26 protein-coding genes and 2 tRNA genes are annotated in these 26,760 nt (G+C 69.8%); 13 read left to right on the top strand and 15 right to left on the bottom strand.

What is annotated here, in order from left to right:
- The first annotated feature begins 31 nt into the window (after positions 1 to 31).
- Both UA74_RS03310 and UA74_RS03305 read left to right on the top strand, forming a co-directional pair.
- Positions 32 to 2,719, top strand: coding sequence for an AfsR/SARP family transcriptional regulator (locus UA74_RS03310; protein ID WP_198042908.1), 2,688 nt, complete (start codon positions 32 to 34; stop codon positions 2,717 to 2,719).
- Between the two features lie 101 nt (positions 2,720 to 2,820).
- Positions 2,821 to 3,672, top strand: coding sequence for an LLM class flavin-dependent oxidoreductase (locus UA74_RS03305; protein ID WP_075738796.1), 852 nt, complete (start codon positions 2,821 to 2,823; stop codon positions 3,670 to 3,672).
- A gap of 650 nt (positions 3,673 to 4,322) precedes the next feature.
- Here the strand turns inward: UA74_RS03305 and UA74_RS33270 are convergent.
- On the bottom strand, positions 4,323 to 4,571 hold the full coding sequence (locus UA74_RS33270; protein WP_232237611.1) for a hypothetical protein: 249 nt from the start codon (positions 4,569 to 4,571) through the stop codon (positions 4,323 to 4,325).
- Positions 4,572 to 4,607: 36 nt separating this feature from the next.
- Between UA74_RS33270 and UA74_RS34225 the strand changes: the two genes are divergently transcribed.
- Positions 4,608 to 4,811: a WD40 repeat domain-containing protein gene (locus tag UA74_RS34225; RefSeq protein WP_404799982.1), complete on the top strand. Its 204-nt coding sequence runs from the start codon at positions 4,608 to 4,610 to the stop codon at positions 4,809 to 4,811.
- On the opposite strand, the gene UA74_RS03295 is transcribed toward UA74_RS34225, so the two are convergent.
- From UA74_RS03295 to UA74_RS03270, 6 genes are all read right to left on the bottom strand, one after another.
- A complete protein-coding gene (locus tag UA74_RS03295) occupies positions 4,739 to 5,335 on the bottom strand; it encodes a VOC family protein (protein ID WP_075738793.1) in 597 nt (198 codons plus the stop codon). The two genes, UA74_RS34225 and UA74_RS03295, sit on opposite strands and share 73 nt — an antisense overlap.
- A 555-nt stretch (positions 5,336 to 5,890) precedes the next feature.
- A tRNA-Ala gene (locus UA74_RS03290) sits at positions 5,891 to 5,963 on the bottom strand.
- Between the two features lie 81 nt (positions 5,964 to 6,044).
- Entirely contained in the window at positions 6,045 to 6,974 is a 930-nt protein-coding gene (gene sepX, locus UA74_RS03285) for a divisome protein SepX/GlpR (RefSeq protein ID WP_075738791.1), read from the bottom strand.
- Positions 6,975 to 7,292: 318 nt separating this feature from the next.
- Positions 7,293 to 7,934 (bottom strand): GNAT family N-acetyltransferase, encoded by a 642-nt coding sequence (locus tag UA74_RS03280; protein ID WP_075763779.1) that lies wholly within the window; start codon positions 7,932 to 7,934, stop codon positions 7,293 to 7,295.
- 220 nt (positions 7,935 to 8,154) lie between these two features.
- Entirely contained in the window at positions 8,155 to 9,378 is a 1,224-nt protein-coding gene (gene glp, locus UA74_RS03275) for a molybdotransferase-like divisome protein Glp (RefSeq protein ID WP_075738787.1), read from the bottom strand.
- Between the two features lie 72 nt (positions 9,379 to 9,450).
- On the bottom strand, positions 9,451 to 10,347 hold the full coding sequence (locus UA74_RS03270) for a UTP--glucose-1-phosphate uridylyltransferase (protein ID WP_075738785.1): 897 nt from the start codon (positions 10,345 to 10,347) through the stop codon (positions 9,451 to 9,453).
- Between the two features lie 238 nt (positions 10,348 to 10,585).
- On the opposite strand from UA74_RS03270, the gene UA74_RS03260 reads away from it, so the two are divergent.
- From UA74_RS03260 to mscL, 4 genes are all read left to right on the top strand, one after another.
- Positions 10,586 to 11,248 (top strand): 5-formyltetrahydrofolate cyclo-ligase, encoded by a 663-nt coding sequence (locus UA74_RS03260; RefSeq protein WP_075738781.1) that lies wholly within the window; start codon positions 10,586 to 10,588, stop codon positions 11,246 to 11,248.
- 74 nt (positions 11,249 to 11,322) lie between these two features.
- Positions 11,323 to 11,709: an FmdB family zinc ribbon protein gene (locus tag UA74_RS03255; RefSeq protein ID WP_075738779.1), complete on the top strand. Its 387-nt coding sequence runs from the start codon at positions 11,323 to 11,325 to the stop codon at positions 11,707 to 11,709.
- 608 nt (positions 11,710 to 12,317) lie between these two features.
- Entirely contained in the window at positions 12,318 to 12,977 is a 660-nt protein-coding gene (locus tag UA74_RS03250; protein WP_075738777.1) for an SAF domain-containing protein, read from the top strand.
- A 129-nt stretch (positions 12,978 to 13,106) separates the two neighbouring features.
- Positions 13,107 to 13,532 carry a large-conductance mechanosensitive channel protein MscL gene (gene mscL / locus UA74_RS03245; RefSeq protein ID WP_075738775.1) on the top strand — a complete coding sequence of 142 codons (426 nt, stop codon included), beginning with the start codon at positions 13,107 to 13,109 and terminating at the stop codon, positions 13,530 to 13,532.
- 16 nt (positions 13,533 to 13,548) lie between these two features.
- Here the strand turns inward: mscL and UA74_RS03240 are convergent, their stop codons facing one another.
- Positions 13,549 to 13,737, bottom strand: a complete 189-nt coding sequence (locus tag UA74_RS03240) for a hypothetical protein (RefSeq protein ID WP_075738773.1) — start codon at positions 13,735 to 13,737, stop codon at positions 13,549 to 13,551.
- Positions 13,738 to 14,228: 491 nt separating this feature from the next.
- Here UA74_RS03240 and UA74_RS03235 point away from each other — a divergent pair, with 491 nt between their 5' ends.
- On the top strand, positions 14,229 to 14,453 hold the full coding sequence (locus tag UA74_RS03235; RefSeq protein WP_075738771.1) for an antitoxin: 225 nt from the start codon (positions 14,229 to 14,231) through the stop codon (positions 14,451 to 14,453).
- Between the two features lie 228 nt (positions 14,454 to 14,681).
- Here the strand turns inward: UA74_RS03235 and UA74_RS03230 are convergent, their stop codons facing one another.
- From UA74_RS03230 to UA74_RS03200, 7 genes are all read right to left on the bottom strand, one after another.
- Positions 14,682 to 15,182, bottom strand: a complete 501-nt coding sequence (locus tag UA74_RS03230; RefSeq protein WP_075743355.1) for a MogA/MoaB family molybdenum cofactor biosynthesis protein — start codon at positions 15,180 to 15,182, stop codon at positions 14,682 to 14,684.
- 157 nt (positions 15,183 to 15,339) lie between these two features.
- Positions 15,340 to 17,112 carry a S1C family serine protease gene (locus UA74_RS03225; protein ID WP_083682886.1) on the bottom strand — a complete coding sequence of 591 codons (1,773 nt, stop codon included), beginning with the start codon at positions 17,110 to 17,112 and terminating at the stop codon, positions 15,340 to 15,342.
- Between the two features lie 261 nt (positions 17,113 to 17,373).
- Entirely contained in the window at positions 17,374 to 18,471 is a 1,098-nt protein-coding gene (gene galT, locus UA74_RS03220; protein ID WP_075738769.1) for a galactose-1-phosphate uridylyltransferase, read from the bottom strand.
- A gap of 67 nt (positions 18,472 to 18,538) precedes the next feature.
- Positions 18,539 to 19,954, bottom strand: a complete 1,416-nt coding sequence (locus UA74_RS03215) for a sensor histidine kinase (protein ID WP_083682885.1) — start codon at positions 19,952 to 19,954, stop codon at positions 18,539 to 18,541.
- Positions 19,951 to 20,649, bottom strand: coding sequence for a response regulator transcription factor (locus tag UA74_RS03210; RefSeq protein ID WP_075738767.1), 699 nt, complete (start codon positions 20,647 to 20,649; stop codon positions 19,951 to 19,953). Before UA74_RS03210 ends, UA74_RS03215 begins: the two co-directional genes overlap by 4 nt.
- Positions 20,650 to 20,789: 140 nt before the next feature.
- Positions 20,790 to 21,398, bottom strand: coding sequence for a trimeric intracellular cation channel family protein (locus UA74_RS03205; RefSeq protein ID WP_075765924.1), 609 nt, complete (start codon positions 21,396 to 21,398; stop codon positions 20,790 to 20,792).
- Between the two features lie 179 nt (positions 21,399 to 21,577).
- Positions 21,578 to 21,910, bottom strand: a complete 333-nt coding sequence (locus UA74_RS03200; RefSeq protein ID WP_075763777.1) for an EthD family reductase — start codon at positions 21,908 to 21,910, stop codon at positions 21,578 to 21,580.
- Between the two features lie 541 nt (positions 21,911 to 22,451).
- On the opposite strand from UA74_RS03200, the gene UA74_RS03195 reads away from it, so the two are divergent.
- The 5 genes from UA74_RS03195 (at position 22,452) to UA74_RS03175 (ending at position 26,709) form a co-directional block, all read left to right on the top strand.
- The gene (locus UA74_RS03195) at positions 22,452 to 23,978 is read left to right on the top strand and encodes a GGDEF domain-containing protein (RefSeq protein WP_232237610.1); all 1,527 of its coding nucleotides are present in this window, start codon (positions 22,452 to 22,454) and stop codon (positions 23,976 to 23,978) included.
- A 278-nt stretch (positions 23,979 to 24,256) separates the two neighbouring features.
- Positions 24,257 to 24,332 (top strand) — tRNA-Arg (locus UA74_RS03190).
- A gap of 401 nt (positions 24,333 to 24,733) precedes the next feature.
- On the top strand, positions 24,734 to 25,174 hold the full coding sequence (locus UA74_RS03185; protein ID WP_075738763.1) for a nitroreductase family deazaflavin-dependent oxidoreductase: 441 nt from the start codon (positions 24,734 to 24,736) through the stop codon (positions 25,172 to 25,174).
- 353 nt (positions 25,175 to 25,527) lie between these two features.
- Positions 25,528 to 25,956 (top strand): hypothetical protein, encoded by a 429-nt coding sequence (locus tag UA74_RS03180; protein WP_075738761.1) that lies wholly within the window; start codon positions 25,528 to 25,530, stop codon positions 25,954 to 25,956.
- A gap of 321 nt (positions 25,957 to 26,277) precedes the next feature.
- Positions 26,278 to 26,709 carry a GNAT family N-acetyltransferase gene (locus tag UA74_RS03175; protein ID WP_198042907.1) on the top strand — a complete coding sequence of 144 codons (432 nt, stop codon included), beginning with the start codon at positions 26,278 to 26,280 and terminating at the stop codon, positions 26,707 to 26,709.
- Positions 26,710 to 26,760: the final 51 nt, after the last annotated feature.

Raw genomic sequence — 26,760 nt, 5'->3', positions numbered from 1 at the left:
CGCGGCCGGCGGCATAGGCTTACCTTGTGGAGTGCTGACGTTCGCGGTGCTGGGTCCGCTCGAGGTCCGTGCGAACGATCATCCGGTCGACGTCGGGGGCAGGCTGCCCCGCAGGCTTCTGGCGATCCTGATCGCCGAGGAAGGGCGGCCGGTCTCGGAGAACCGCCTGGTCGAAGGACTGTGGGGTGACCGAAGGCCACGCAATCCCGCAGGCGCCCTGCAGGTGTACGTCTCCCGGCTGCGTCGGGTGCTGCCGGGCACGGCGTTGCAGCGCTCCGCAGGCGGCTATCGGCTCCTTGCCGCCGACACCGACGTCGAACGGTTTCGCGGCCACCTCGTCCGCGCCCGTGCGTTGGTGGCAGGCGACCGCCCCGCCGATGCGCACGAGGCCTTCGACGCGGCGCTGCGGTTGTGGCGCGGGACCCCGTATGAGGATCTGGCCGACGACGAGTCGACGATTGCGATCCGTGCCGCCCTGCTGGAACAGCGCGACAGCGCCCAGGAGGAGGGCGCCTCGGCGCTACTGGCCACCGGCGACCACGCCGGTGCGGTGGCCATGCTCGAACTGCTGGTGCACACCGCGCCGTACCGCGAACGCCGTTGGCAGTTGCTGGCGCTGGCGCTCTACCGTTCGGGACGCCAGGCCGACGCGCTGAACGCGGTGCGCCGGGTCCGGACCCTGCTGGCCGAGGAACTGGGTGTCGACCCCGGACCGGAGTTGCGGCAGCTCGAAAGCCGCATCCTGTCGCAGGACCCGGCCCTGGCGGCCACCGGCGTCGCGGCTGTGACGCCCGGTGATCGGCCGCTGTCGTCGTTCATCGGCCGCGACGCCGAGCTGGCCCTGCTGGACCGTCTCGTCGGCATGCATCGGCTCGTCACCGTCGTCGGGCCCGCCGGGTCGGGCAAGACCCGCCTGGCCGTGAAATGGGCCGGGCCCGACGCCGTCGTCCGGCTCGCCGATGTGGCCGACCCCGCCCCCCTGGTCTCGGCGGTCGCCGCAGCGGTCGGCGTCACCGGGTTGGCCGAGGACCCGTACGAGGCACTGGTCAAGCGGCTGCGCCTGCACGGGACACCCTTGGTGCTCGACAACTGCGAGCACCTCACCGGCGAGGTGGCCCGGCTCGTCGTCGACCTGCTCGACCGGATTCCCACGTTGCGGGTGGTGGCCACCAGCCGCAGCCCACTCGGCGTCGACGGCGAGCACATCCTGCCGCTCGGGCCGCTGGCCGCCGACGACGCCGTGACGCTGCTGACCGATCGCATCCGCGCGGGCAGGCCCGGCTGGTTCGAGCAGGACGCCGACGGCCGGGATCTGCACCGCCTCGCCGATGCGCTGGACCGGCTGCCGCTGGCCCTGGAACTGGCGGCGGCGCGAGTGCGGACCTTCGGCGTACGGGGGCTGATCGAGCAGCTGGACGACCGTTTCACCGTGCTGGGCCGGATTCCGCTCGGCACGATGACCCCGCACGCGACGTTGCAGGAGGCCATCGCCTGGAGCTTCGATCTTCTCTCCGGCGACGAGCGTGACCTCGCGGTGCAGCTCTGGCCGTACGAGGGTGGCTTTCCCTTGGAGGCCGCGGCCTCCGCCGCTGCCGGACTCAGCGCGCTGGTCACGCTGGTCGATGAGTCCGTGGTCACCGCCGAGACCGGCGGCAGCACGGCGCGCTACCGGATGCTGGAGACGATCCGGGCGTACTGCCGGGCCGTGGACGGAGATCCGACGGCGACCCGGGCCGCCCATGCCGTCTGGGTCCGCGAACTGGTCGCCCGGGCCGCAGGCGATCTGCAGGGCGTGCGATCCGCGGCCACGATGGCCGCGCTGCGTCTGGAGTTGCCGAACCTGCGTGCGGGGCTCGCGCACGACCTGACGCATGCCCCGGTCGAGGCATTGCGGACGGCCGCGCGGCTCATGTGGTTCTGGATCCGCAGCGGCCTGCTCACCGAGGGCAACCGGATGCTGACCGCAGCCCTGGCCGCCGCGCCGGACGCCCCGCTCGGCGACGTCGTGCGGGCCAAGGCCTCGTCGGCAGGCCTGTTCTATTTCACCGGCGACGTCACCACGGCACGGCGCATGCTGTCCGAGGCGTTCCTGGCGGTGGACTCGGAACCGGAGCATCGCAGCCTGCTCGCCGAGGTCCGCTACTACCAGGCTCTGGTCCAGCTGCCGGGAGGCGACCCGGCGATCGCGCTGACCGCGTCGGCCGAGGCGCACGCCATCGCCACCGAGACGCAGACCACCTGGCTGATCGCGGCCACCGCGATGACGTGGGGCGCTGCCCTCGTCATGGCCGACCGGATCGCCGACGGCCGCCACCGGCTGCGGGCCGCCGTGCGGCTCGCCGACGCCTCCGGGCTGGTCTGGACGGCCGCGCTCAGCGAGCTGATGCTGGCCCAGACCATGGTCGACGCGGGGGACGGCGAAGCGCTGCCCCTGCTGCGGACCTCGCTGCGGCGCTTCCTCAACGAGGGCGATCTGAGCAACCAGCTGGCCGTGCTGCACAACGGCGCCCTGGCCCTGGACGCGGCAGGCGATGCGGCCGGCGCCGCGCTGCTCCGCAACGTCGTCCATTTTCACCAGGCACACAGCGGCATCCGGCCGGCAGGCACCTACCTCCAGTCGATCACTCCGCACGGCTGGTACGAAGGCGCCCCTCCCGCACAGCCGCCGACACTCCACGACGCCGTCGCCGTCCTGACCTCCCCGGCGCGCGCTGTCTGACGGTTGCAACCTCGGTGTATGGGCGCCTGGCCAGGATCACGGGGCGAGCCGGTCCACGGCCCGAACTAGGTCGGCACCCGTACCAGCTAAGGAGCGCCTCGATGCGCATCGGCATCGGATTACCCAACCAGGTCCGCGACGTCCACGCCCCGGTGATTCCCGCCTGGGCCCGCCGAGCAGAGGAAGCGGGTTTCGCCACCCTGGGTACCACCGGCCGGGTCGCCTATCCGAGCGTGATGGACACCGTCGCGCTGGCCGCAGCCGCCGGGGCCACCAGCACGATCGGGCTGCTCAGTCAGGTGCTGCTGGCGACCACCTGGCCGGGGACGCTGCTGGCCAAGGAAGCAGCGTCGATCGACGGGGTCTCCGGCGGCAGGCTCACCCTCGGCATCGGGGTGGGCATCCGCGAGGACGATTTCGTCGTGCCAGGGCACGGACCCCGGGACCGGGGCGCCCGGATGGACCGCGACCTGGCAACCTACCGGTCGATATGGGCCGGTGAACCCGTTCCGGGAAGCCCGAACCCGGCGGTTCCGGCCGGCGGACGGCAGGTGCCGCTGCTGTTCGGCGCCGCTACCCCGGCCGCCTACCGCCGGATGGCCGAGTCGTCGGACGGTTACATAGCCGGATCGGTGCCTGCGGCCCTGGCGTCCGGCGCTTTCGACGCCGCCCGTGCCGCGTGGCAGGCCGCCGGGCGGCCGGGCCAGCCCCGGCTGGTCGGCCTCAACTACTTCGCGCTAGGCGATCCCGACCGAGGTCGGGCCAACATCGCCGATTACTACGCCGCTACCGGCGAATTCCAGGACATCGTCGTCGGCAACGTGCACACCGATGCGGAATCACTGCGCGACGCCGTCAAGCAGTTCGAGGCCCTGGGCGCCGACGAACTGATCCTGGGCCCCGGAACCGACGACCTCGACGAGATCAGCCGCTTGGCCGACATAGTCCTCTGACTCGCAGCCCACGCCTGGTCCCGACGGCCCATGGCTGGAGGGCGGCGGAGGCGGTCGGGGTGAGGCCGTGCTGCTTCGTGACGGCCCGGCTGGAGTGACCGCTGTCCGCGAGAAGTGCCGCCGCGCGGCGACCAGGTGTTGCGTGACGGCCCGGTATCGGTCGTGACTTCGACTGCGGCGACGGGCGCCTCCTCGCCCATGATCACGAGATCCCACGGCCTGCCATTCTCATGGTAAGAACCGGGGGGGGGTAGCGGCTGGTCGCGATGGATCGACGCTCAATCCACACCGCAAAGCACCAGTTCTTCGACGACGGCATCGCCGATAGCCTGCGCGCTCCGGCCGGTCCGCACTTTGCCGGTCCCGGCTGTGCTCAGCCGAGCCTCGTGGGCCTCCCAGCAGCTCCGGATGGAATCGTGCGCCTGCCCAGGCACCGCCGTAACGAGTGGGGGATCCTCCGGTTTCGTCCCAGCGTCCGGCCACGTATCCATCCACTGTGGACGGGCTGGGACGGTGGCGAACCGCAACCGGCCGAAGGCAGGAGCAGGTCCCCTGTGGCCGCGGATTCCGGGGTGCGGCGTGGTCGGGACGTTGCCGCGGTGCCCGTGCCGTGGTGCCGCGGTGCGGCAACCGGGTGATTGCCGTGGAGGTCACCCGGTGATAACTCTCGGTGTTTTCTGGCGGGTATCGAGGGGGCGTAGATGGACGGGTTTGCTCGGATTCCGCTCGACGGTGGCGGGGCGATCACGTTCGAGTCGGTCCCGGCTGCGGATGGTGATGGTGATGGTGATGGTGGTCTGCTCAAGGCGGGGCGTGGGGCAGCCCTCCAAGCCAACGACACCTCCCCTACCCACGAAGCCATAGGTGCCCTGTACGCCGCCGCCGAAGAACTCCCTCACCTCACCATCCAAGGCCCTCCCAACGGCCTGGCTGGGGTGGCGTTCAGTCCTGACGGACAGACTCTCGCCACCGCCGGTGACGGCACCGTACGGCTGTGGGAAATTGCGCACCTCACTCCCCCGTTCTGGCTGGCCGACCTACGACCCCGAGGTGGTCAGGACCGCGCTCAAGCGCCTGGACGCGGCTCAGACCCCTTGATCCGCTCGAGGAGCTCGTCGCGGTACTCCCGCACCTCCTGAAACTCCGGTTCGTCGCCGGTCGCCCGCTTCAACGCGCCTTCCAGGATCTTCAGCCCCTGGCGTTCGTCGCCGCGCGCATCCGCCTGCCTCGCGGCGTTCTCCATGGCTTTGGCGAGCTTGGTCTGCGCCTCGGGTTCCGTGGCGGCCTTGTGGATCCGGATCCAGTTGCCGCCCGGATCGACGACCGTGAACCCGGTGTACCGGTCGTTGCGCAGCCGAGGTCGGGTCATGCGCGGGATGCCGGAGACGAGCAGTTTTCCGTGCACGGACCGCATCCCCGCCGCGAAGGCCTCGAACAGCTCGCTGGTGTCCGCGACGATGACCACGCACGTGCTGTACGACTGCGCCGGGTCGTAGTCGTCCATCCCGAAGAAGTGCAGATTGATGTCTTCCCGTCGCACCGCGATGTGCGGGTTCGGCCGAGTCTGCCGATAGGTGATCTCGAAGCCGAGCATCTCGTAGAACGACGCGATCTCGTCGATGGATGGACAGGGCAGGAGCGGAATAGTCAATTCGTTCGCCACCGCCCGAGGCTAAGCCCGGACCTGCCGAAACGACACGGAGCCATTTGCTTATGCGAACAGCAGTGCAACCCCGACCAGGACCAGCAACGCCGACACAACGGCTATAGCGCGCACAGCACCGAACGCCACACTCAAGGACGACCTGCCAGGTTCGCGCGCCCGACAACATCCGCTTCCCACTGCTCGCGATAGCGTTCCTCGCCCACCACCGCCGCCGCGAACCGCACCGACAACGCGGCTTTCATTGCGCCGCCCTCGGCACCCAACGCGGCGCCGGAGCAGACCGCGCAACGACCCGCCGAGCTTCAGCGGCCCTTCGGGCGTCAGCAGGCACATCCGCCGCCGAGGCCCGCGCCGTTCCGCGTCGTCCCATGACGACGTGACCCAACCTCCGGGGAGCTGCACACCATCCAAGCCAGCAGACCACACGGACCAACCCACAGCCCGCAAACGAAAAGGCCACCCGCAATGCGGGTGGCCCATGCTCGCGGTCAAGCGTCGCGGTCCTACTCTGCGGCCCTCATTCAGGCACTTGTTCTAGCCAGACCTCTAGGGTGGAGCTGCGGGGAATCGAACCCCGGACCTTCTCGATGCGAACGAGACGCGCTACCAACTGCGCTACAGCCCCTTGTTCGTGGTGCTCAGAAAGCATAGCAGGGGCGACACGGCCTGTTCGCACCCCCCTGAACACCACGTGTCACAACAGCGCTCATTCACCCACGGCGCGACGGAAGGTCGTCGGCAGCGGCGAGTCCAGGTCGTCGAAGGCAGGGTCGTCGTCGTCCAGCTCGAGGGCGTAGGTGCCTTCGAGGGAGGGACGACGGGACAGCTCGGAGGCACCCTGCGCGATCATCCCGCCCGACCTGGTCGGCAGGCCGTCCTCACCGACCGGGCCGACGTCGCCGACCGATCGCACCTGGCCGTGCAGGAGGTGCTCCCGGCGCTGTGCCTCGGCGACCCGCGCGGTGCGACGCCTGCGCACCTCCTCCTCGATGCGTACCTGCCTGCGCAGGTAGCTGAGGTAGCCGATGAAGGTCAGGTCGACGGCGGCATGCGCCCACCAGATCCACGCCGACAGGAAGCCCGCGAGAACCGCGGTCGTGATCGCGGCGAGCAGCAGGAGCAGGACGATCCGCTGGCGGAATGCGTACTTCGCCCTTGCCAGTCGCGCCGCCGCCTCCGGATCGAACCCGCCCCGCCCCGGCCGGTAGCGCCTGCCTGCGCGGACGTCGTCGCCGTGCAGCGCACGCCAGTCCTCGTCGTCGCCGCTCTCGTCGTCGTAGTCGTCGAACTCGTCCCCGAACTCGTCGTCGCGCTCCCCGTCGAACTCCCTCCCGGAGTGCGCGTCGGGATCGGCCATGTCAGGGTCCTCCTCCGGATCGTCGACGACCTGTGAACGCCCCGATGCGCCCCGGCGGCTCGCCGCAAGGCCGTCCTGACGGCCCCCGGTCGACGCATCCTGACGGCCTGCGGCCTCTTGACGACCCGCCGCCGACGCGTTCTTTCCTCGACGAAGGACTCTGGCCTCCAGTGCGGAGTCGGCGGTCCGGACCACCTCCTGACGCCGCCGAGCGATCATCGGCACGAGCACGACGAGCCAGGCCAGCGCCAACGCTGCGAAGATCAGCGAACTCGGCATGATCCGTCACCTCCCCCCACCCACGAACGACACACGTATTCCCTCGTCACGCTAGCCACAGCTGTCACACCCATGTCGGAGGCGCGCCGACTCGCAGCCCGTTATGGAATGTGGCGATGATCGCCCATTCGGGTTACTGGCACGGCCGTCCAACACCCACTCTCCGTGCTGCTCGGACGGCACGCGGCAGGCGGGCCGACCCACCTGATCCGCGCGAGGTCCGCGCTCGGCGACGCTGCTCGACCCTGCCTGTCGACTGAGATTAACGACACATCATCCGTGCCGGTGATCGGACCCGATCTCTGGCGATGTCGACGATCACTCCCAGTCGGCCCGGCCTGCACGCACCAAGGCGGTCGCCGCTCCGTCGGCGACGTCCTCCGCCGTGATGGCCAGACACACGTGATCACGCCACATCTCGGCGACGTAGAGATAGCGCCGGAAGAGCCCCTCTCGTCGGAAGCCGGTCTTCTCCAGCACCCGCAGGCTCGCCTCGTTGTCCGGACGCACGGTGGCCTCCAGCCGATGCAGACCGGCGGCGCCGAAGCAGTGGTCGACGGCCAACGCCACGGCGGCGCTGGCGACGCCGCCTCGGGTCAGGCGTCGGCTCACCCAGTACCCGATCCATCCAGAGCAGAGCGCTCCTCGAACGATGTTGCCCACCGTGACCTGCCCGGCGAAGACCCCGTCGACCAGGATGACGAACGGAAGAGCCGTTCCGTGCCGGGCCAGCCGACGCATCCCCGCCCACTGGCCGGGCCAGGAGAACAGGGCGTTGCGTTGTTCCCAGCCCTCCGGCGAGGACGGTTCCCAGGCCTGGAGATGGTCGCGTTCCGCGAGTCGGATTCGGCTCCAGTCCGGTCCGTCCCACAATCGGGGACTCCGTAACGTCACCGTCCCCGCCGGGACCGTCAGGCCGCCCAACCGGGCAGGCCAGCCAGGATGTCCGTCGCCCTGCACCGCCCCAGTATGTCGATCGCGGGCAGGTAAGGGCCGCTCACCGTCGTGAGACACCGCCCTTTCACCCGAACGCCGGTATCGCCTCGGCAGCCGAGACGGCACGTCAGCACAGCCCGCCGCACGGCGACGTCGGGGCGTGGGTGAGCAGTCCCCGCAAGGTCCAAGACTCCCGGCGAGCGGCGGTCGAGTACGGAGACGACCTGCTTCCGCGCAGGCGCGATCAGGCCCGCTGAGCCAGGAAGCTGACCTGGACCTCTTCGCCTGCGGTGAGCTCTGTCACGTCTTCGTCGACGACGATGAGGCAGTTCGCCTCCGCCAGCGATGCCAGCAGGTGAGACCCGCCCGCCCCGACCGGTTGCACCAGATACTGCTCGCTGCCCCGGTCGCGCAGAAGCTGGCCGCGCAGATATCCACGACGTCCCTTGGTCGAGGAGACCGGCGACAGCAGTTCGGCGTTGATCACGCGGCGGTACGGGTTGCTCTTGCCCAGCGCGGCCCGGATCAACGGTCTGACCAGCACCTCGAAGACGACCAGTGCGCTCACCGGGTTGCCGGGCAGTAGGAAGGTCGGCACCCGGTCGGGACCGAGTCGGCCGAAGCCCTGCGTGGACCCGGGGTGGACGGCGACGCGGGTCATGTCGATGTCGCCCAGTTCCGCGAGGGTGGCCCGGACGTCCTTGCCCACCGTGCCGCCGACGCCGCCGACGATGACCACCACCTCGGAGAGCAGCAGCCTGCCCTCGACGACCTCGTGCAGTCGTCTGGTCTCGGCACTGACGATGCCCACCCTGGTCACCTCGGCGCCTGCGTCCCTGGCGGCGGCGGCCAGCGCGTAGGTGTTGACGTCGTAGACCTGTCCCCCGCCGGGGGGCCGATCGATGTCGACCAGTTCCTCCCCCACCGAGATGATCGACACTCGGGGCCGAGGATGCACCAGGACCTTGTTCCGGCCGACGGCGGCGAGCAGGCCCACCTGTGCCGCCCCGATCACCGCGCCTCGACGCACCGCGACGTCCCCCGTCTGCACGTCCTCGCCCTCGCGCCGCACGAACGCGGCCGAGGGCACCGAACGGTTCACGGTGACCTTCGCGGGATGCTCGTCGGTGTAGTCCAGGGGCACCACCGCGTCGGCCAGCGTCGGCAGCGGAGCGCCGGTGTTCACCCGCACCAGCTGGCCGGGTTGAAGTCTTCGCGGCTGCCGCGAGCCCGCGACGATCTCGCCGACCACCGGCATGGTGATCGGCTCCTCTGCGGCCTGCTGCACGTCCACGCTGCGCGCGGCGTAGCCGTCCACGGCCGCCTGATCGAACCCGGGCAGAGCGCGTTCGGCCACCACGTCCTCGGCGCAGAGCAGCCCCTGTGCCTCCGAGATGGCCACCCTGACCGGGGAGGGCCGCACGGCAGCGGCGAGCACCCTGGCCAACTGCTCGTCTACCGACCTCATCGTTATCGGACCTCACCGTTGTGCGCGAGGGCACTGCCCTCGGTGTCTAGGAGTCCCGCCGCCCCGGCGCGATCACCGCGCGGCGTCGGACAACCTCTGACTCAACCATTCCCGCAGCTCGGGGCCATACTCGGGGTTCTCTAGGGCGAAGTCCACTGCGGCACGCAGAAAGCCCCCAGGGTTCCCCAGGTCGTGGCGGCCGCCCCGGTGGACGACGACGTGCACCGGATGGCCCTCCTCGATCAGCAGCGCGACGGCATCCGTGAGCTGCAGTTCACCGCCCGCACCCGGGGTGATGCGATCCAGCGCGTCGAAGACGGCCCGGTCCAGCAGGTACCGGCCTGCGGCGGCGAAGGTCGACGGCGCGGCCTCCGGCGCAGGCTTCTCGACCATGCCCTTGACCCGCAGGACGTCCTCGATGTCAGTCGGGTCGACGTCGAACACCCCGTATGCCGAGATCTGCTCGCGGGGGATGTCGAAGGCGCACAGCACGCTGCCGCCGAACTGCTCCCGCACCTTCGCCATCGCGCTCAACGCCCCGGTTGGCAGCACCAGGTCGTCCGGCAGCAGCACGGCGACGGCGTCGTCCGACTCGGTGAGATTGGGCCGGGCACACGCGACCGCATGGCCGAGGCCCAACGCCTGCTCCTGAATCGCGACCTCGGCCTTCAACAGGCTCGGTGCGCGCCGCACCTTCTCCAACAGCTCCGTCTTGCCCCGATCGGCGAGCGTCTTCTCCAGGTCAGGGCGGGGCTGGAAGTGCCCGGCGACCGAGGACTTCTCCGGCGAGGTCACGATGATCAACCGCTCGGCGCCTGCCTCGGCGGCCTCGGCCGCGACGAGTTCGATGGCGGGCGTGTCGACCACGGGCAGCAGTTCCTTCGGCACCGACTTCGTGGCGGGGAGGAAGCGTGTTCCCAGGCCTGCGGCGGGCACGATGGCTGTGCGGAAGGCAGTCGTCGGGCTCATGGAGGGAGCCTAGCGGCACCCCTGGTCGCCGATGACGGAATCATGATCGCCGATACACAGGAAGCGACGAGTCGGCAGCTCCGACTCACCCGAAAGGGCCCGCCGGTGCTCCGCCGTCCTGCCCCCATCCACCATGAATGCCCTGATCGCCGCGGCGGGACGGCCGAGACGGTCGACATCGTGGGGGTTCGCGGTGGAGCCGGGGCTGGACACGCCCGGCGGCCTCTAGGGTCGAGGCATGAGCGCGAACCGGGAGTCGGGACATCCGTTCACGGACCAGGCCGTGGCGCCCACGACCCGTACCAAGGACGAGTGGCGCGACACGCTGGTCGCGGCGCGACGGGCGGTCTCGGCGGCGACGCGTGCCGCCGAGGCCGAGGCGCTCGCCGCCGTCCTGGGTGAACTCGCCGACGGCCTGGCGGGGGAGACGGTCTGCGCCTATCTCCCGGTACGCACCGAGCCGGGTTCGATCGACGGTCTGGATTCGCTCCGGCGGGCAGGCGTCCGCGTGCTGCTGCCGATCGTGGCGGGCGCCGGGGCACTGGACTGGGCCGAGTTCACCGGGCGGAACGGACTCAGGACGGGGCCGTTCGGACTCCAGGAGCCCGCAGGCTCTCCATTGGGCACCGCGGCGGTCGTCTGGGCCTCGTTGCTCCTGGTGCCCGCCCTGGCAGTCGATCAGACAGGTGTGCGGCTGGGGCGGGGCGGCGGCTACTACGACCGGTCCCTGCCCGGCGTGCGAGCGACGGCGACGGTCGCCGCGGTGATTCGTGACGAGGAACATGTCGACGCGCTGCTGCCCGCCGAGCCGCACGACGTGCTGATGACGTCGGTGCTGACCCCCGGCGGCGGGTTGCGACGCCTTTCCACGGCAGGCCGAAGGCGCCCGAGGTTTGCATAGTCCCCGAGGAAAGGCGCATTATTAATCTGGCACTCCCACTCCACGAGTGCCGGCAGATGTCCGGAGGAAACGCTGTGCCCACCTATCAGTATGCGTGCACCGCCTGCGACCACCGCTTCGAGGCGGTGCAGCGCTTCAGCGAGTCATCGCTGACCGACTGTCCGGAGTGCCAGGGCCGACTGCGCAAGCTCTTCTCCTCGGTGGGCATCGTCTTCAAGGGCAGCGGCTTCTACCGCACCGACAGCCGCAGCGGCACCGGCGACGGCTCCACCTCGACCGTCAAGGCGGAGTCCGGCGGTTCGGAGAAGAAGTCCGAGACCGCCACGCCGAAGAGCAGCGAGAGCAGCGGCTCCTCGTCCGGTTCCTCATCCGGTTCCTCGTCCGGCGGTGCGAGCGGTTCCGGCTCCGCAGGCGGCGCGGCGGGCTCGAACGGCGCCGCCAAGGCTGCCGCGTCCAGCTGAGCCGGGCAGCCGTCGTCTCCATCTCGGCACCATCACCTGACACGGCAGGCTGCCGCGCCCCTCGGACCATGAGGCGAGGGTCGGCGCGGTCGCCCGACCCGACGGGCCGAGCACCGTGCTGCCCGCCCGCCACAGCCCGGCAGAGCTGACGACCACCGAAGCAGCGTCGATCTGATCCTGCCGACGAGGAGCCTCGCCACGCCGCCGGCCGGCTCGGCGGTAGACGCCCGCCGGTCGCTGCCGGTGGCTGCTCCTGCGCCACGGACGAGCATCAGCGCGACCGGCGCCATGCCCGTGCGCAGGTGGCATCAGTCCGACCCGCCGCGGCAGGCGGCGAGACGCGTTCTTCCTGTTCAACGACTCGGCACGGTCTGTTCGGTCGGGTTATCGAGAAGCGAGGTCTGCCCGCAGGGTCCACCCGGTTGGGGTGCTGGACGGCGGCCGCCCGCCGGCTGCGAGCCCGCGCATCCGCCGGTCTCTCGCCTGCGGTCGCCTCGGAGTTGTCCACATCGCTCGAGTTATCCACAGGCCCGTGCATACTCGCTCGCTCCGCGTGATCAGGCCGCCTAACGTCGCCGACGTCAGAACGGTGAGTCACGGGAGGCGTCATGGCGACGAAGGAACGGCTGGGTCCGGGGCTTCGTGATCGGCTGTCGCGCCTCGTTCCCAGTGCTCGATGGGCACGGATGATGCTTCTTCGACGGGTGCTCGCCGCCGCCCTCGTGCTGCTCGCCGCCGCGCTGACCATCCGCTCGGCGGACTCGGCCGACGAGCACACCGTCCCGGCGTTGTTCGCAGTCCGCGACCTGGCTCCCGGCACCGCCCTCCGAGGCGAGGACGTCGTCGAGGGCCGGATACCGGACGACCAGGCTCCGGACGGGCTGCTGACCGGCAGCGACGACATCGTCGGCCGGGTCCTCGCGGGCGGTGCGCGACGCGGCGAGGCGATCACCGATGTCCGGCTGGTGGGCAGGCAGGTGACCACCCTCGCGGCGGGCGATCACACCGCTTCTGCCGTGGGCGTTCGCCTTGCGGACGGCGGGCTGGCCGATCTCCTGCATCCCGGTCGTCGGGTGGACGTGGTCGGCGTCGATCCGGATCTCGGCGCCGGGACGGTGCTGGCGGAGAACGCCGTGGTCATCGCGGTGCGTCCACCGGGCGAACCAGGGGATGACGGCAGGCTGGTCATCGTCGCCTTACCCGGTGACGTCGCCACGGTCGTGGCCGCCGCCTCCGTACTTCAAGACTTGACGATCACACTGCGTTGATTGTTCATCGCTGGGCGGAGTTAAGCGTCCCGGATCGATTGACTACCGTTCTCGGCGGCACTGATACGGCGACGCCTCACCACAGGCCGCCGTACCCAGCGAACGAGTCCCTGCCAGAGGAGCGACCAGATGTTCAAGGGCTTCAAAGACTTCCTGATGCGTGGCAATGTGATCGACCTCGCGGTCGCCGTCGTGATCGGCGCCGCGTTCACCTCGATCGTCACCGCTTTCACGACGAACCTGATCCAGCCGATCGTCGACATCATCGGCCCGGCCGACACCGGCAACCTCGGGATCAGGATCGGCACCCGCCCGGACGGCTCGGCCCTGAGCATCGACTTCGGCGCCGTGCTCACGGCCACGCTGAACTTCCTGATCGTGGCGGCCGTCGTCTACTTCATCTTCGTGCTGCCGATGAACAAGCTTCAGCAGCGGCGCAAGCGTGGCGAGGAGCCCGGGCCCGCCGAGCCGACCGACGTCGAACTGCTCACCGAGATCCGGGATCTCCTGCGAGCACAACAGCGTCAGGAACAGGCGGAGCGGGTGGAGAGCTGACCAGCAGCGCCTCGGCTCAGCCGTGGTGGGGCGGTCGGTTGTCCCGGTACCAGTCGTCGCCGTGGCCTGGGCGACCGTCCCGCTCGTCCCGCTCGTCCGCCGTCGTGGCGGGCAGGACGTCCCCGAACACCTCCTGCATCCGCCGAGCCGAGTAGGCCGCGCGGTCCGGCGTCGGGGCGGCCTTCCCGTTCTGCGGAGTCTCCATGGCTCAAGTATGACCCGGTCGCGGCGGGGGGCCGAGTGGGGCGGTGGGGGACGGCGACGGCGACGGGCACGACTGCAGGGTGCGCCTGCCCGGCCGGGCGTGAGCCAGGCCTGGTGTTCCACGCAAAGGGAACGTCGGTCCTGCGATACCGGAGTCGCCAGGCGTCTGCCTGGAGCGGTGCAGCCCGCACAGGCGGCAATCCGCCGTGGGGACGGCCGTCAGGCGGGCGTCTGACGGTGTGGGACGCGGCTCAAGCCACCTGCGTCTGCGGCGGCACGTGCCGGGTCGAGTCTCAGCACCGGACAGCCTTGACGTCGTCGGGGCCGCCGCCGCAGCCGGGCCTGCCCGCTCGGGAGAGTCTGGCGGAGTCGGCGTCCCCGGCAAGGCGCTTCGCCGTTCCCGGCCGGTCTCGTCAACCGGCGGAGGAGAACGGCCACGACATCGATAATGATGCCGAGACCCGGTAACACCGGAGACGAGAGAGAGGCGCCATGAGCAACTTCCTGGACAAGGCCAAGGAACTCGCTGCACAGGCTCGGGAGAAGGCGGGCAGCGTCGCGGAGAAGGCAGGCGACGCCGCGGCCAAGGGTGTGAGCGTGGTGGCGGACAAGGCCGACGACGTCACCGGCGGCAAGTACACCGAGAAGATCGAGTCCGTCAGCGAGAAGGTCGAGAAGGTGCTCGACCCGGACGGCAGCACGAAGAAGGACGACTGAGAGGTCACCTCGGCGACGCCGACGACACCGGCCCTGGGCCGCCGACCTTCGAAGCCGCCGACTCTCCGGCGGGATCCGTGAGTGGTGTCACATCGCCTCGGCGGGCGGCCGTCTGCCGAAGCCGTGCCCCACAGCAGGAGAACGCAACGAACCGGCCCCGGACGCACTCCGGGCTCCGTACCCACCACTGCGGCGGGGCCGGAGCCCGGTGTGAACCGACTCGACTGATCAGGGCGTCTCCAGACTGGACAGCTCCTCGATGACATGGGTCACCAGCGGGCTGAGCGTGGCCATTCCGTCGCGTACGGCGGATCGCGAGCCCGCGATGTTGACCACGAGCGTGCTGCCCGAGACACCGACGAGGCCGCGGGAGATGCCTGCGTCGACCGCGCCTGCCGCCAGGCCGGAGGCACGCAGCGCCTCCGCGATCCCCGGGACCGGCCGGTCGAGTACGCCAGCCGTCGCATCGGGCGTGACGTCTCGCGGAGACACTCCCGTGCCGCCGACCGTGATCACCAGGTCGACCCCGCCGATCACCGCCGTGTTCAGCGCGTTGCGGATGTCCACCAGCTCACCAGGTACGACGACACTGCCGTCGACGATGAAGCCGGTCTCCTCCAGAAGCTCGGTGACCAACGGGCCGGTGACGTCCTCGTACTCCCCCTGGGTGACCCGGTCGTCCACGACCACGACGAGGGCACGGCCGAGACGCTGCGCGCTGCGTTCCATACCGATCACCGTAGTGGGCACGTTCGACAGCAGATCGGACATCTGCGCAAGGCCGCCGTTAATGTCACCCGCGGCGACTAACGACTGGCCGCTGACCGTCACCGTCATGCCCGTCGAGGCAGTGTCGCCGGTTCCCACATCACTTGTCTTCATTCGCTCACTCACCAACCGTCTGGCTGCCCAATGTGACGTCCACGCTGCGTTCTCCGCCCCCGGAGTCGAGCACGGTGAGTGTCACCTGTTGGCCCGGGTCCTGGGAGCGCACGGCCGCCACGAGTGCGTCGCGGCCCTGAATGAGTCGATCGTCGACCCTGGTGATGATCTCGCCCGCCGAGAGTCCGCTCTCGGCCGCGGCACCGTCCGGCGACACCTCGGCGATCTCGGCTCCCGAGCCCTGCCGGGGATCGGTGACCGTCACGCCGAGGACCGCCTGCGTCGCCTGTCCGGTGTCGATGATCTCCTCGGCGATGCGCCGTGCCTGGTCGATGGGGATGGCGAAGCCGAGGCCCACCGAGCCCGCCTGCTGCTGTCCCTCTCCCCGGGGGCTGTAGATCACCGAGTTGACGCCGATGACCCGGCCCTGCATGTCGACCAGCGGTCCGCCGGAGTTGCCCGGGTTGATGGCCGCATCGGTCTGCACGGCGTCGAGGACCGTCGCCACGTCGGACGGCGACTCGCCGCCTGCGGCCACCGGCCGGTCGAGCGCGGAGATGATGCCCGAGGTGACGGTGCCCACCAGACCGAAGGGCGATCCGATCGCCACCGCCTGCTCCCCGACCGCCAGATCGTCGGAGCGGCCGAGTTCCGCCGGGGTCAGGCCGGAGACTCCCTCAGCACGCACGACGGCGAGGTCCGAGGTCGGATCGCGTCCTTCGATCTGGGCAGGCGCGGTGGTGCCGTCCTCGAAGGCGATCACGATCTCGCCGCCGCCCGCCGCAGGGGCGATGACGTGGTTGTTAGTCATGATCAAGCCGTCGTCGCTGAGGATGATCCCGGAACCCTCGCTGGCGCCCTGCTGGCTCTGGACCTGGAGTTGGACGACGCTGGGCAGCACCTTGTCCGCCACCTCCTGAACCGAGCCCTCCGGGGCGTCGGAGGCGTTCCTGGCGGGCGGCGGCTCCTGGTCGAGGGAGTTGACCGAGGTGCCGCCGTCGGCGAGCTGGTATCCGACGAGGCCGCCGACGCCGCCCGCGACCCCGCCGACCAGCAATGACAGCGCGACGACCCCTGCAACGACGCTGCCTCGTCCCTTCGGCCGCCGCCCGGCGGGCTGATCGCGATAGGAGTGTGAATAGTGCTGGCCGTAACCGGGGTACCCGCCGGGAACGCCGGCCGGTCCGCCTGCGCCGGGGGGCTGACCGCCGCCGGGCGCCGAAGGCTGATCCGGGCCGCCCGGCTGCTGCGGGCCGGCAGTGCCGCCGGAGACCTGGGCACCGAACGGCGGCGCACCGAGCCCGCCGGTGTTCCCGAGGCCGCCACCGGTACTACCGAAGCCGCCGGTGCTGCCGAGGCCGCCCGTGCTCCCGAAGCCGCCCGCACCGCCGCGCTCGGGGCTCGGCTGGTTCTGGTGTGACGCGGCGGCGGCTACCGCGCCGTACGCCGAGGACTGACCAGGCTGAGGCGGTCCGCCGTGGTCGCGGACGCCGCCAGGCTGAGCCTGCTGATCAAGCGGGGACGAGCCCGTCGAGGTGCCGCTCGCGGGGGTGCCTGCGGGACTGCTCCCGCCGTCGCGCTCCTCGGCTGCGGAGGCCGCCTGCCCCTGCGGGGCGCCTGCCTCGGGACCGGTGTCCGCGCTGACGCCGGGCTCACGATGAATCGGGACTCCGTGCGCGGGGGTGTCGGCACCGGCGGCATTCGACCCGAGATGGTCCTGGCCCCCGGCGGTCGGCTCCGGCTCGCTGCCCGGACCATTCGAGGTGTGCTCGCTCATGAGCCCACTGTGCACCGAAAGGCTGAGAACGGCCTGAGATCATCCTTTGGTTTTCCCACTGTTCGCACGCTCGTGAAAAACCAGCCGCCGCACTGCCCTGATCGGGCGTCACCCGTACGAAGGTGAATGAACGCCGTCGTCACCTGCGGCGACAATCGATCGGTCGCCCCAGACCACGGCCGGACGTCGTCGTGGCGTCGAATCGACGTGGCCGTCGAACGCCGTTCCGTCCGCCGACCACGCCGACCACGCCGACTACGCTCAGCCCAAGTCGCGCAGTCGCTGTGCCGTCTGTTCCGGCGTCGCGTCCCCGATCCAGACGCCCATGCCGGATTCGGAGCCTGCCAGATACTTCAGCCGGTCCGGGCCCCGAAGAATCGAGAACAGCTCCATTCGCAACCAGGAGAACTCCCGATCGGTGCGCACGGGTGCCTGATGCCAGCCCGCGATGTAGGGCAGCGGCCGGTCGTAGAGCCGATCCAGCCTGCCCAGGACGTCGAGATAGACCTCGGCGAACTCGTCGCGTTCGTCGGCGGAGAGTGCGGGCAGGTCCGGCACCGGCCGATGCGGGATGAGCTGGACCTCCACCGGCCACCGGGCCGCAGGCGGGACGAAGGCGGTCCAGTGCTCGCCGGAGTGGATCACCCGAGTCCCGGCGGCCCGTTCGGCGGCCAGGATGTCGCCGACCAGATGTCTGCCGTGCTCGATGAGATAGGGCCCGGCCATCTCCAGGTGGCGCGCCGTCCTGGGCGTGACGAAGGGGTATCCGTAGATCTGGCCGTGCGGATGATGCAGCGTGACGCCGATCTCCTCGCCGCGGTTCTCGAAGCAGTAGACCTGTTCGACGCCGGGCATCTCGCTCAAGGCGGCGGTCCGATCCGCCCAGGCGTCGACGACGGTCCGCACGCGACTGGCCGGGAGCTGCCCGAAGGAGGTCGTGTGGTCGGAGGTGAAACACACCACCTCGCAGCGGCCGGTGGCAGGGAACGAGGTGACCAGCGGCTCGCCGTCACGTTGGAGCACCACCGACGACGTCTCCGGCAGGTCTTGGGCGAACGACGGGAACCGGTTCTCGAACACGACGACGTCGTAGTCGGACTCGGGGATCTCCGAGGCGGGCCTGCCGGGCGCGCTCGGGCACAACGGGCAGGCGTCTGCGGGCGGCTTGTACGTCCTGGACTGGCGATGGGCGGCGATCCCCACCCACTCGCCGGTGAACGGGTCGCACCTCATTTCGGGGCGCGGATCTCGCGCGGGCAGCTCACGCGCGTCGACGGCGGTCCGCGTCGGTGCGGCGTCATCCTCGTCGAAGTAGATGATCTCCCGACCGTCCGCCATGCGGGCACTGGTCCGGCGCACCTGGTCACCTCCGTGAAAGCACTTGCTGACCCCTGGACGGATCGTAGGAGGCTGTCATCCTGCCCGGTCAACCGGCGCGGCCGGGCAGCCGAAGCGTGAAGAGGGCACCACCATGCGGCGCCGTCCCCACCGATGCGCTGCCGCCGTGTCGCTCGGCGGCCTGCTTGACGATCGCCAGCCCGAGGCCGGAACCGGGCAGAGTCCGGGCCTCGGAGGAACGATAGAACCTCTCGAACACGTGCGGCAGGTCGGCCTCCGCGATGCCCGGCCCCTCGTCGGCGACGGCCAGCGCGACCCCGCCGACCATCTCCTCGGCGAGCGTCACCCGCACCACCCCGTCCGTCGGACTCCATTTCGCCGCGTTGTCCAGCAGGTTCAGCACCGCCCGTTCCAGCGCGTTCGCGTCCCCGAGCAGCAGCCAGGGGGTCAGCGAGACCTCGAACTCGATGTCCGGCGCACGGCGCCGCGCCCGGTCGACCGCCCGTTCGATCACCTCGACCAGGTCGACCGGTTCGTGCACGATCTGCGGGGCGTCCTCCCTCGCCAGCTCGACCAGGTCGCCCACCAGGGTCGACAGCTCGTTGATCTGGGCACGCACGTCGTCGTAGATCTCCTCGCGATCCTGCTCGGCGAGTTCCGGCGCGTTCGGACGGTTCGAGGCCAGCAGGAGCTCGATGTTGGTGCGCAGGGACGTCAGCGGAGTCCGCAATTCGTGGCCTGCATCGGCCACCAGCCTGCGCTGCCGTTCCTGCGACTCGGTGAGCACGCCGAGCATCGAGTTGAAGCTGGTCGTCAACCGGGCGAGTTCGTCGTCCCCGGAGACGGTGATCGGCCGCAGGTCGCCGGTGCGGGCGATCCGCTCGGTCGCGGCGGTCAGCCTGCTTACGGGACGCAGCGCGGTCCTGGCCACCGCCGTGCCCGCAGCCGCGGCGACACCGACCCCGAGCCCGCCCGCCACCGCGAGCACGAGAGTCAACCTGCTGAGAGTGGCCTTGATGTCGTCCAAGGGCTGCGCCACCACCAGGCTCGCACCCGGCTGGATGGGCAGCGTGATCACTCGGCAGTCGGAGGCGACGTCGGTACGCAGCGAGTGCGACAGCTTGCCCTGGGCGACCGCCAGCTCGTTCGGCCCGACCGGCGGCTCCTTGTCCCCGCCGAAGACGACGTCGCCACTCTCGTAGACCTGGGCGATCCGCACATCCGCGGCGGCGAACAACGCGGCGGGTGCGGACTCGAGCCGGGCGTTCGCGACGCGAGGACCCTCCACCGCCTGGGTAGCCCGCTCGAACAGGCTCGCGTCGAGCTGGTCGTAGAGGCTGTTGTACACCGTCACGTAGGCGCCGAGCGAGGTCAGCGCCACCGCGCCGCCGACACAGATCGCGGCGAGCAGGGTGACCCTGGTCCGCAGCGCGACTCGCTGTCGCCAGCTCTCCAGTCTGCTGGGCGATCGGTTGTGCTCCTCGTCGGCGAATCCGACCGTCACGGAGCCGTCTCCCGGAGCACATAGCCGACGCCGCGAACCGTATGGATCAGCCGGGACTCCCCCGCTCCCTCGGTCTTGCGCCGCAGGTACCCGATGTAGACCTCCAGCGCGTTCCCCGAGGTCGGAAAGTCGTATCCCCACACCTCTTCCAGGATGCGGCTGCGAGTCAGCACCTGTCTCGGGTGGGCCAGCAGCAGTTCGAGGAGGGAGAACTCGGTCCGGGTCAGACTGATCGATCGCTCGCCCCGCCGCACCTCTCGCGTGCTGACGTCGAGCGACAGATCCGCGAAGCACAACGGCGGCGGCAGGTCGCCCTGTCCGTCGTCGGGGTCCGGCGTGGCCCGGCGCAGCAGGGCCCGCAGCCGAGCCAGCAGTTCCTCCAAGGCGAAGGGCTTGGGCAGGTAGTCGTCGGCCCCCGCGTCGAGACCCGCCACGCGATCCGACACCGCGTCGCGGGCCGTCAGCACCAGGATCGGCAGGTCGTCGCCGGTCCCTCGGAGTCGTCGGCAGACTTCGAGGCCGTCGAGACGCGGCATCATCACGTCGAGGACCATCGCGTCGGGTCGCTCCCCGGTCACGGCGTCCAAGGCCTGTCGGCCGTCAGCGGCAAGCTCGACCTGATAACCGTTGAACTGCAGAGACCGTCGCAGCGACTCGCGTACGGCACGGTCGTCGTCGACCACGAGGATGCGCATGTCGCCAGTGTCACCTCTCGCCCTGAGAGCGACCTGAGAACGCGCCGACGATCCGTGTCGACCGCTGCGGGCGGATCAACGACGGGCACGGTCCGACAGCAGACCTGCGAGGTCAGGCACGGTCGGTGGTGCAGACACCGTCAGTGCGTGGGGTCCTTCGGCAACGGGGCGTTCCACCGTCGCCAGAGCGCGAGGACCCGAAGCCCGACCACCAGCGTCGAGCCGATCAGGGCGACCGGCCCGGCAGGCAGGCCGAGCATCTCACCCGCCCCCACGACGACGGTGCCGACCAGTGCGGCCACCGCGTAGATCTCCCGGCGCAGCACCAGCGGAACCTCGCGAAGCAGCAGATCACGCAGGATTCCGCCGCCGATCCCGGTGATGAGGCCGATCAGGCAGGAGGTGTAGACCGGAGCGCCCAGTGCGAGCGCGGTCGCCGTGCCCGAGGTGACGAACAGTCCGAGTCCGACCGCATCGGCCAGCAGTACCGCGCGTCGCAGCCGGGCGAGCTGCGGGTGGAACTGGAATGCCAGCAGCCCGGCGGCGCCGGAGACGAGCAGGTAGCGCCAGTCCTGGAGCGTCGTGGGCGGATGCACGTCCAGCATCAGGTCTCGGATGACACCGCCGCCGAGTGCCGTCACCATGCCCAGCACCACGACGCCGAACAGGTCGAGTCTGGCTCGCACCGCCGCCAAGGCCCCCGACACGGCGAAGGCCGCGACGCCGAGGAACTCCAACACGAGAAGCACGGAATCGGAGCGTACGGATCGGCGCGCGGTGCGGCAGAACAGCCCGCTGCTGCCGATTCTCGGCCGTGCCGCCCGACCTGCGGCCACGTCCTCGACCACACCGGGCGCCGGACCGCGACCGCCGCCGGCGGCGGTTGATCAGGGAGCCGTGCGCGGAAGCCGGTCGACGGCGCGACGGGTCAGGATTCGCGAGCAGGCTCGGTGAGGACCTCGGCGGAGAACATCGTCACAAGCTCGATGCCACCGATCTCGGCGAGGTTCTCGCCTGCGCGACGCCATTCCGGCGACCGTAAGGCGGCCCGCATCTCGTCGACGGAGGCGAAGAACATCTCGGCGATCAGGTAGGGCTCGACGTCGCCGAGGAACCCTGCCAGGTGCACCCGGTCGATCCTCGCGACCTCGGTCCGCAGCAGGCCGGGAGTCCTGGCCACCAGCGGAAGGTGCTCGGCGAAGTAGCGATCATCGAAACCGCCGTCGGTCGGTCTCCGGTACAGCGCGATGTACTTGATCATGAGGCCACTCCACGGTCGGCTTGGCGAGCGAATGTAACAGTCGCCACAGGCGGACCGGCGCCGTGCGAACTCCCCCGATCTCGGGATGCACTCTCAACTCGAATTGATCAACCTGAAAGTTTCCTACAGCGTGGCGTAAGCAAAGCGAGTTCAAACCTACACCTTCGGTCTAGTGATTCACCCTATCAGCGGTATACCTAGATGGCGCTGAGCAACTGCTCTCCATTGCAAAAGCGGGCGGAACAGCGGCGCCCCAGCCGCTCGCCAGTACCCGATCCGCTGCCGAGACTGCCCCTGGACGGCCGAACATCGACACACCGGAGACCTGAACTGCGCTGGTAGTGCCCTCGGGCACCGAGTCGACGCGAAGAAACTTCGCCATTACGACACAAAGCACAGGCTGGTTGGAACCGCAAGACGGGCATGGCAGTCGAAAAGGACGGCACCGCATACGGCGGGTCGCCCATCCGGGTAGCCTGTCCCAAACCGCAGCAAGCATGGCCCATGCCGATCAGGCAGGCTGGCAGGAGATGTCAAGTCCGTGGTTGATCGCAACGATTCGCCCCTGGCGGAACACCTTCCGCAGCAGGACCGCGAGGTGCGACTGCTGCTGGAGTCCGGACGCGTACTGGAGGCGAACGCCCTCTTCGACGAGGTCGTCTCCGGAATGCCACCAGGCGAGGATGATCGCTGGCGACGCGCCACCGTGCTGGTGCATCGGGCCGTGGTCGCCTTCCGACTCAGCCGGATCCCACTGGCGCTCGAACTCGCGGCCGAGGCCTGGGTGGAGTTGGACGCAGAGCGCCCGGAGGGCACTGCCGCCGCCCAGACCATCGGAATGCTCGGCTATCTCGTGGAGAGCATCGGGCACCGCCGTGCCGCACTGGACATGATGCGGGTCTCGGTCGAACTGGCCCGCCGCGCAGGCCACGCCGAGACCCTGGCGCACTGCATGCAACGGCTCGGCGGCACCTTGAACATGCGCGCCGCCGAGGCACCTGCCGACGACGCGAAACGGATCTTCGCCGAGGCTCGAGGCATGCTCGACGAGGCCTTGTCCCTGGTCGGAAACGGCTTCCTGCACCGAGCGCTGCTAGCGGCGTACAGCAGGTCGCTGGCCGGACTCGGCGAGCTGGCCGAAGCGGAGGAATTGGCGCAGCGGGCCCTGCACCTCAACGAGATCGCGGAAGACCGATGGGGCCTGGCCGTCGCCAACTGGGTCCTCTCCGGTGTTCGCCGCACCCAGGGTGCGCTGCCCGCAGCACGAACCCTGGCCAGCCGTGCGGTCGCCGAGGCCGACCGAGTCGGCGACACGATCATGCTGCGCCGCGTCACCCAGGACCTGGCCGACATCTGCGCCGATCTCGGCGACCACGTCGGCGAGGCCGAGGCACTCCGGCGGGGCATGGCAGCGGGCGGCAAGATCCTCGACACGCTCCAGGAGGCGTTAGGACAGGCGTTGGAGCAGCGCAGGCTGGCGGTCCAGGCCCAACGGGTCGCCGTCGCTGCGCAGGAGGCTGCGGCGCGCGACCCGCTGACCGGGCTGGTGAACCGGCTCGGGCTGGAGCGCACCGCACCACACCTGATCAAGCGCACGGCCTCCCGAGGACGGGTGCCCTGGCTGGTGCTCGTCGACGTCGACTGGTTCAAGGACGTCAACGACGACGCGGGTCATGCGGCAGGCGACGCCGCCCTCCGCGAGATCGCGCAACTCCTGCGTCGGGAGTGCCGCGCCGACGACCTGGTCGCGCGCTGGGCAGGCGACGAGTTCGTCATCCTGCTCGTCGATGTGAGCGACGAGCGGACCGAGGCGGGCCCCACCGTCGCCGAACGCATCCGGGCCGCCGTCCACGGCCACGACTGGCGCCTCGTGCTCGGCAAGACGACCAGGCCGCCCACGGTCAGCATCGGCGTCGCGGCCGGACCCGCACAACTCGATCAGCTCTTCACCGCAGCGGACAATGCGCTCTACCGCGCCAAGCGGCAGGGCCGCAATCGCGTGGAGGTCCAGCCCTCCACAGGCGACGAGCTGAACACCAGGGCCGCGAGCACCCTCACCACGCGCTGACTCGCGCCGCCGTTCCCGCCCGCTCATGCCTCGGTGCGGCCTGCAGCGAGCCGATCATCTGGTCCACGACGTCCCCTCGGCGGGCCCGCCACACCATGCTCACCGCCGAGGAGGGGGCGGGACTACGTCGCGCTCCGCCGAACCACGGCAGTACCGCCGCATCGAGACCCGACCGTGGGTCGGTGTCGGCAACCGGGTTCCTCGCCTCGACTGCGGGCCGCTAGGATGATGAGGGACGTGACGGGGGTTCGGAACCCGCCACGACCACCGCACGACACGGCCTCGTAGCTCAGGGGATAGAGCACCGCTCTCCTAAAGCGGGTGTCGCTGGTTCGATTCCAGCCGGGGCCACCACGCTGACCAGCGGCGGAGCGTCTTCAGATGCTCCGCCGTTCGTCGTCTCGGGATCGTTTTGGTCTGGTCCGAGCGCGGAGACATCCGTTCCGAGCGGATCTGGCGCACGATCGCCGCGACGCCGACGAGTACGACACCGGAAGACGGCACGACAACCCGATAGCGCAAGGCCGCCACTCCCAGCGGCGTTCTGGCCACCGCGTCTGGTGCCGAGCGCGGAGATCACCGACGCCGTGCCGATCAATATTTCGACTTATGCACTCACGCGGTCACCCGCGCGTTCGGAGTAACCCGGCACACGCATATGACGACAAAGCCGGTCCGAATCCGTCGGCCCGTCGCACCTGTCCCCGATCGGGTGAGGGCGGAATAGGAGCCGCGGAGCACGAGTTGGCAGTGACATGCCATTGACCGGTGAGTATGCACCCAGCACGTCGGAACGGACTCGCGAACAGGTGGAGCTTTATGAATCGTCTGGCGGAACCGAAGGCACCACGCTCCAGGGACTGCCCGTCATCGTGCTCACGACGCTCGGGGCCAGGTCGGGCAGGCTCCGCAAGAACGCGCTGATGCGTGTCGAGCACGAAGGCTCCTACGCGGTGGTCGCGTCACTCGGCGGCTCGCCGAAGCATCCGGTCTGGTACTACAACCTCCGCTCGGAGCCGAGGGCGGAGTTGCAGGACCTGACCGTCAAGAAGGACTACATCGCCAGGGAGGTCACCGGCGACGAGAAGGCCGTGTGGTGGAAGCGCGCTGTCGATGCGTTCCCGCCCTATGCGGAGTACCAGCAGAAGACCACGCGAGAGATCCCCGTCTTCGTGCTGACTCCTGCGGAGGACTGAACTCTTCCCTCCGCCAAGGTCTCGCCCCGCCACGTCTCGCCCCGGCAGGTCTAGCCTGCCGGGATGCCGCAGGCCTGCGATCGGGTGCCCACGATCGCCGAGAGCGATCCGGTGCCTGCCGATGGGAGGAGCTGATCGCGCGCCTCGGGGCGTCGTTCACCGGGCATCGCCCCGCCCGCGATAACGGTCGAGCCCGCTCCGCAGGCCTGTCAATCGAGTACTTCTCACCCGGATGGCGTGATCTCGCGCGCTCCCTGCCTCGATTCACCTCCGTAACATCGACAGGGGAGGCCGCCGCCGCGCAGTCGGCAGGCGCCGCGATATGGACGGCCGCACGGCGAAGGGGACACGACATGAATCAGGTCACGGTCGCCGCCGCTGCGGGCACCGCCATCGTCGACGCGGTGGCCGCCGACTCGTGGCGCCAGGCAGTAGACGAGGTCACCAACTGGTGGCGGCGGTTCCGCCCTTCCGACGTGCAGACCATCGAAGCCGAACTGGTGGAGGTCCGAGACGAGATCCTCGCGGCCCCCCAGAACGACTCGGACGGCGCCGCGACGATGGCAGAGCTGGCGGTCGAGTGGAAGCGCAAGCTCGCCAGGTTGATCAGGGACGACCCGACGGTCGAGGCGGAACTGCGCCTGCTCCTCGACGAGCGTCTGCAGCCGTTGGTTCCGACAGGCCGCCGACAACGGATCGGCCAGGTCACGATGACCGCCACCTCCCATGATCACAGCCGGGTGTATCAGTCTGCGGGCGACATGACCATCAACGAGCAGTGATCCTGGAATTTGTCCCGGTGTGCGGGTCGCCGCCCGCCTGCCGCCACGGCGGGCTGTCGCGCCAGCCGGACACCGGCGTCTCGATCAGCAGGCGACAGCACGGCAGGTTGGGCAGCGCACCGGGATCGTGGGCGTCTACGCTGCGGATCGCCTACTGGTGAGCCTCGCCTCGGCAGGCCCTCGCGCCCCGCGTCCCACCAAGGATCGACTCGCCCGGCCCAGGTCGCCGTCGCCGGACGAAGGCGGTGATCACCTCGTGAGGGCGATCCACACGCGGCGAGGGTCGCCTCGTCCAGCAGGCTGATCGAGGAGCCGGCGCAGGTGATCATCTCCCTGAGGACGTCGTTCGACCCCGCTGAGGTCGGGGAGTTGTACGACTCCGTCGGCTGGTCTGCCTATACCCGAGACCTCGCGAAGCTCGTCCGGAGCCTGACCGGCTCTCCTCTCGTCATCACCGCTCGGGACGAGTCGGGTGAGCTGCTCGGACTGGCCAGGACGGTCTCGGACGACGAGACCGTCTGCTACGTCCAGGACCTCCTCGTGCGACCCGCCGCCCAGCGGCCGGGCATCGGTCGAGCCCTTCTCCAACATCTCGATGAGCGCTACCCGCACTGTCGATCCTTCCTCCTCACCACTGATCGAGGATCGACCGAGGACGGCCGGAAGTCACGCGCCTTCTATCGAACGTTCGAACTGATTTCACCGGAGGAACAGGAATTGGCGGTGTTCGTCAAGCCCATTCATCGCCGCTGACTTCTCCACCGGAACGACGCAGGTCGCGAACACGTCGGATCAACTCTCCTC

The sequence above is a fragment of the Actinoalloteichus fjordicus genome (genome assembly GCF_001941625.1).
GTDB classification, from domain to species: domain Bacteria; phylum Actinomycetota; class Actinomycetes; order Mycobacteriales; family Pseudonocardiaceae; genus Actinoalloteichus_A; species Actinoalloteichus_A fjordicus.
The sequence above is the reverse complement of the archived record's forward strand: the minus strand, read 5'-3'. Positions and strand labels throughout refer to the sequence as shown.